The organism is uncultured Marinobacter sp., from assembly GCF_963974375.1.
Taxonomy (GTDB): Bacteria; Pseudomonadota; Gammaproteobacteria; order Pseudomonadales; family Oleiphilaceae; genus Marinobacter.
Window position 1 is genome coordinate 1 of record NZ_CAXBDN010000303.1, and the last position, 4,781, is coordinate 4,781.

Here is a 4,781-nt window from a genome sequence, read left to right on the forward strand (position 1 = left end):
CGTACGCCGGGCCCGGGGCAATGTGGCTGGTGCCGATCAGGCCCAGAGTCGGGCTGATCAGTTATGACCCAAAAAGCCCCTGCTCAGCAGGGGCTTTTACTTCACTCGTAAAGTCTGACCAACAGGTTTACTCGGTCAGTGGAATGGTTTCGGCCGTGGTCTGAGTATTGGCGACAACCGTCAGATTCTGAGTTCCCAGGAACTCCAGAGTGTCGTTGTCCTCGTTATCATCAAGCTGGCATGAATAACTGATGGTGTAGTCTCCCTCGTTAAGGAAGGCCGCCGTGTAGCTGAAGAGGCTTTCCTCAAGGGTTACCGGGATGACCATCAGGGGCTGCCCCTCGGTCTCGTTGACGTTGAGGTCTGACAGATCTGTTTCGTCGACAATGCCTTCATAAACATACACCGAGCCTTCGTAGTCACAGGCTACCAGCGAATCATCGGAGTTGATGGTGGCATAATCGACCTGGCCGCTGATGGAGCCAACGTCAAGGTTGTTGACCAGGCGAAGGGCCGGCTTCAGGAAATAGTCAGCGCCCATCGGGCTACCTTGAGGGTTCACGATGGATTTGCGGGCGTCAAAATCGATGGTGAAGTTGTTCTGGGCACCTTGAGCCACCGTGAACCCGCTGACGAGTCTCAGAACAGAGGAAGGCACAGCAAGCATTTTCTGGCCTCCACCGTCGCTGTCGTCAACAACATAGAGGTTGTCCTCGTCGAGAGTCAGGCGGATCCAGTTATAGTCTCCTGCCAGAACTTCCACGCCTTCCAGCAATGGCGCTGTTTCGCCTCCCTGAAGTTCCAGCAGGTCAAGCACTTTGGGTTCGTCAAAATCAAAGACGATGGCTTCGCCATCGGCGGGCTTGAGGGTTACCCCGGTAAAGGTGATCACGACTTTTGAGAACTGGCTTGTGGGTGCATCGGTGATGTCCAGTGACATGGTTCCGGTTGAACTGCTGTCATTGCTGCCACTGCCACTGCCACTGCCACTGCCACCGCACGCTGCAACAGCAGCTGCGAGCGTTGCCACACCAAAACTCTTGATCAATTGATATTTCATGCGTTCTCCTCCGAGGATGAGCCCAAACTTGAAAAGCGCGGGCCTTAAGTGTTCTTTGGCGCTTTGACCTGAAAAGTCGTGCCGCCTGAGGATACAACGCTCACTGGTTCGCTAAGGTTCCAGTCGATCATATTACAAAATGTACAGACTGCAATCATTGCTCTTGGTGAGGGAAGACTGCGCGCCCTGCTGTTTTTTCTGGTATAAGGCCCATTCAAACACTGAATCCCAGGTTGCTTTAGTGGTACTCATTCCGTTCCGACGCTCCCGCTCTGGACGATTCGACGCTTGTGTCCGCCCTTATCTCGGCGGCATGTACCGATTTGCCTATCGTCTTACCGGACAGCGTGAAGACGCCGAGGATCTGGTTCAGGATGTGTTGGTCAAGCTATTTCCCCGGGCGGACGAGCTTTATCAGGTAGATCAACCGGGAGCCTGGCTCAACAAAGTACTGTATCGACGCTTCATCGACCTGACCCGCAAGCGCGGCCGGCAGGCCGATCGCTCGGCTTCGAGCCTGATGTCCGACGATGCGGCGGTCGACTTTCTCGACACTCTCGTGGACAGTGGTGCCGGGCCGGCCCGGCAACTCGGGGATGACCAGCTGCAGCGTGCCGTTGCAAGGGCCCTGGACAGACTTTCGCCGGATCAGCGTACTCTGGTGTTGCTGCATGATGTGGATGGCTGGCGTCAGGAAGACCTTGCTGAGGTTCTGGGCGTCGCTGTGGGTACCGTCAAGTCCCGACTCCATCGCTGTCGCGCCAGTCTCAGGGTTATCATGGCGGCGGAACTGGAACCTTTTGTTCCTGGCGAGCGTGTGGATGATTGAGGTGACCAAAATGATAAGCTGCCGCCAGGCCCGTGAGTACATTGACCAATACGCGAATGGAGCCATTGCTGCTGCGGACGCGTTGACGCTGGAGCGGCATATTGCCGGATGCCATTTGTGCGCAAGGCGCTTGTCGTTGCAGCAACAGATCGCCGGGGAGATTGTCCGTCAGGCCAGGATTCCTGAACCAACTCCGGATTTTGAGTCTCGCGTGTTGGCTGCCGCTACCTCCCGGGATAATACTGGCGGACGGCGCTGGGCCATACCCGCTTTGGGAGGTGCCGTTGCTGCCGCGCTGGTACTGGGTCTGGCCCTGGCCCCCAGGTCGCACCTGAAGCCGGAGCTGGCACCAGTGCGGGAAGAGACAACCCGGGCGGCGTCACCCGTTGAGCCCCGGGAGCAGACGGTGAGACTTGCGTTCACCTCAAGCTCACAGCTGGATAATGTCAGTCTTACCCTTGAACTGCCTCCACATGTGGAGCTGACCCCGTTCCCCGGGCGACACCAGCTGACCTGGCAGGTGAATCTGAAGCCAGGGGACAATGTCATCGCCCTGCCACTGCGTATTGCCTATCCAGAGGGGGGAGAAATCGTCGCCCGCCTGGACGATGGCAGCAATACCAGGACCTTTCGGGCTTCCATACCTGCTACGGGTAGCGACAGGAGTAAGGAGCCGTCTTCATGACCACCATAAGGCTATTCAGGTTCGGTTCAATCGCCTCGTTGGTGCTTGCTTTGGTGCTGTCCCCGACAAGCCTTCTGGCCGGTGATCGGAATGGCCTTGATGTCACCATGCGGATGGTGATTGACGACGAAGATCTGGCCGATGGTCTCGTACAGGAGCTGCATTTGCCGGATCCCTCCGAAGGACGCTTGAGCGGTTCTGAGGATGCAAGGGGGCATGACAAGGCCGATGATATGCGCGACGAAGGGCGCGCCCTGGGACGTCAGATTTCTGAGGAAGCCAGGGGCCGACGCGCTGACGGGCTGGACCTGCCGGCAGAATCTTCCCGGGACAAAATGGGGGGAGATCGTCCGCAACATGGGATGGACCCGGGAGGACGGCCCGACGTGCCGGATAAGGGCGGTCCGCCCTGAGCTTGTAATCTCGCCTTGCGTGGCACCCTCCCGGGTGGGGTGCCGAGCTCATTGCCGCAGCTTTCTTTGAGCTGAGCTTTGTTTCCTGGTCGTCTTTCAGGTGCTGCTATACTTCCGTCACTTTTAATCTGTCTCTGTCGGTAACAGCCATTACACGGAGAGATCTGCTTGCCTCGCCTGCTCCACCTTTCCCTCATAGGCCTGCTGGTCGGGTTGTTTCTGATGCCGTTTGGGGCCTTGGCTGATAAGGCTTCTGCCACCCGGAAAGACGACGCTGAGTTTCTGATGCAGGCCGGTGTGGCCGCCTTTGACCGGGGGGATCTGGAGCAGGCTCGGGAGCTGCTTGAAGCGGCCCGCGCCAGGGGTCTGAAATCGCCTTCCCTGCGCTACAATCTAGGTGTTCTTTATTACCGCATCGAACGATATGACTTATCACAGAAAGCTTTTCAGGGGCTGTTATCCGGTCGTCACGATGCTTTAGCCAGATATAATCTTGGCCTGGTGGCCCGGGCCCGGGGACGTCCTCTGGAAGCCAGGCATTGGTTTCAGCAGGTTTTGGAGACGACGGAGGAGCAAAAGCTGCGTCAACTGGCGCAGATACAGCTGGAGGAGCAGCCCTCCAGCCCCCTTCCGGTCTCGGAACCCTGGCTCAGGTTTGTCTCCCTGGGAGCGGGTTATGAAAACAATCTTGCGCTGCGTCCTGAAAGCGTGGCCACGGGCCTTTCCGATAGCTTCAGCGAAGTGGTGCTGGCGGGCCAGGGGGCAATTCTGGCACTGGGGCAGGGCGAGAGGTCAGCCCAGGCACTCCATGTCTCCGGTAGCCTCTTCCGTCGTCAGTTTCATTCCGAGGATGCATTCACCAGTGACGCCGGCGAGCTTGGTCTGGCTTGGGTCTCCCGAGGGGTTGAGGCGCGAAGAGAAGCCGGACTCAGACAGAGTTACTTCCAGTTGGGCGGCGAGCCCCGGGAGATGCACACCTCACTGCTGCTTAAATACCGGCGAAACAACTGCAGATCCTTCAGTCACAATGGCCGTTGCGATTTGTCCCTGATTGTCTCAAGGGTGAGGGCGTTTGATGGCTTCGAAGGTTACGGGGGCATGCGGTATCTCGCCAGGGCAGGCTATCGCCATGACTGGAAGCACTGGCGGGCATCTGCCCGCCTGAGTCTGGAGTTCAATGCCCGGGAGGATATTGCCGAGGAAGACCAATTTTTCAGCGTGTCGCCACGACGCCAGGAGTCTATTCTGAAGCTGGACTATCGGGGGTGGCGGTCGTGGACCCTGGGCGGCGAGCTGGCCTATCGTTACAGTGATTACCCGGACCCCTATCGTCTCTCGGGAAATACCGAGGGGGAGTCGGGGCGCCGGGTCGATCATCTTTTCGGGGTGGAGCTGGCGGCCGAATATGCGCTTACAGCAGCCTGGAGTGTCAGTGTCGCAGCTGGATACCGCAACAATGACAGCTCACTAAACCAGTACCGCTATGACAATCATGTCTATCAAGTCAGCATTGACAGTCTCTTCTGACTTGCTTCAAGGCGTGTCTGTCCAGCCGGGATCCTTGCTTGACCGGGGACCTCACAGGGTCGCCATTACCCGCTCAGCTGCCATGATGGTAGCTTCTATGTCGTCGTCGCTCAGTGCTGCAGTTGTAAAACCAGCCTCAAATGCCGAGGGCGCCAGGTATACACCTTCCTTCAACATGCCCTGAAAGAACGCCTTGAAACGCTCCACATCGCAGGCCATGACCTGGTCGAACCGGGTGATGCGATCTTCGTTACTGAAGAAGAAGCC

The 4,781-nt window shown here is 57.8% G+C and carries 5 protein-coding genes and 1 pseudogene; 4 read left to right on the forward strand and 2 right to left on the reverse strand.

Translation table 11 applies throughout. The annotated features are described in order from the left end of the window. Positions 1-127: 127 nt before the first annotated feature. A complete protein-coding gene (locus AAC035_RS18730; RefSeq protein WP_339806629.1) occupies positions 128-1,060 on the reverse strand; it encodes a DUF4382 domain-containing protein in 933 nt (310 codons plus the stop codon). Positions 1,061-1,301: 241 nt separating this feature from the next. Here AAC035_RS18730 and AAC035_RS18735 point away from each other — a divergent pair, with 241 nt between their 5' ends. From AAC035_RS18735 to AAC035_RS18750, 4 genes are all read left to right on the forward strand, one after another. Then, positions 1,302-1,889, forward strand: coding sequence for an RNA polymerase sigma factor (locus tag AAC035_RS18735; RefSeq protein WP_339806630.1), 588 nt, complete (start codon positions 1,302-1,304; stop codon positions 1,887-1,889). A 10-nt stretch (positions 1,890-1,899) separates the two neighbouring features. After that, a complete protein-coding gene (locus AAC035_RS18740) occupies positions 1,900-2,574 on the forward strand; it encodes a zf-HC2 domain-containing protein (RefSeq protein WP_339806631.1) in 675 nt (224 codons plus the stop codon). Next, positions 2,571-2,987 carry a hypothetical protein gene (locus AAC035_RS18745; RefSeq protein WP_339806632.1) on the forward strand — a complete coding sequence of 139 codons (417 nt, stop codon included), beginning with the start codon at positions 2,571-2,573 and terminating at the stop codon, positions 2,985-2,987. Before AAC035_RS18740 ends, AAC035_RS18745 begins: the two co-directional genes overlap by 4 nt. Before the next feature lie 168 nt (positions 2,988-3,155). Further along, complete coding sequence (locus tag AAC035_RS18750; protein WP_339806633.1) at positions 3,156-4,514, forward strand: tetratricopeptide repeat protein; 1,359 nt, start codon at positions 3,156-3,158, stop codon at positions 4,512-4,514. Positions 4,515-4,565: 51 nt separating this feature from the next. Here AAC035_RS18750 and AAC035_RS18755 read toward each other — a convergent pair. Then, positions 4,566-4,781, reverse strand: a pseudogene (locus AAC035_RS18755) (aspartate aminotransferase family protein); the annotation flags it as partial.

Coding starts and splice junctions, on each gene's coding strand:
- AAC035_RS18730 (WP_339806629.1), bottom strand. CDS start 1,060: ATGAAATATCAATTGATCAAGAGTTTTGGTGTGGCAACGCTCGCAGCT.
- AAC035_RS18740 (WP_339806631.1), top strand. CDS start 1,900: ATGATAAGCTGCCGCCAGGCCCGTGAGTACATTGACCAATACGCGAAT.
- AAC035_RS18745 (WP_339806632.1), top strand. CDS start 2,571: ATGACCACCATAAGGCTATTCAGGTTCGGTTCAATCGCCTCGTTGGTG.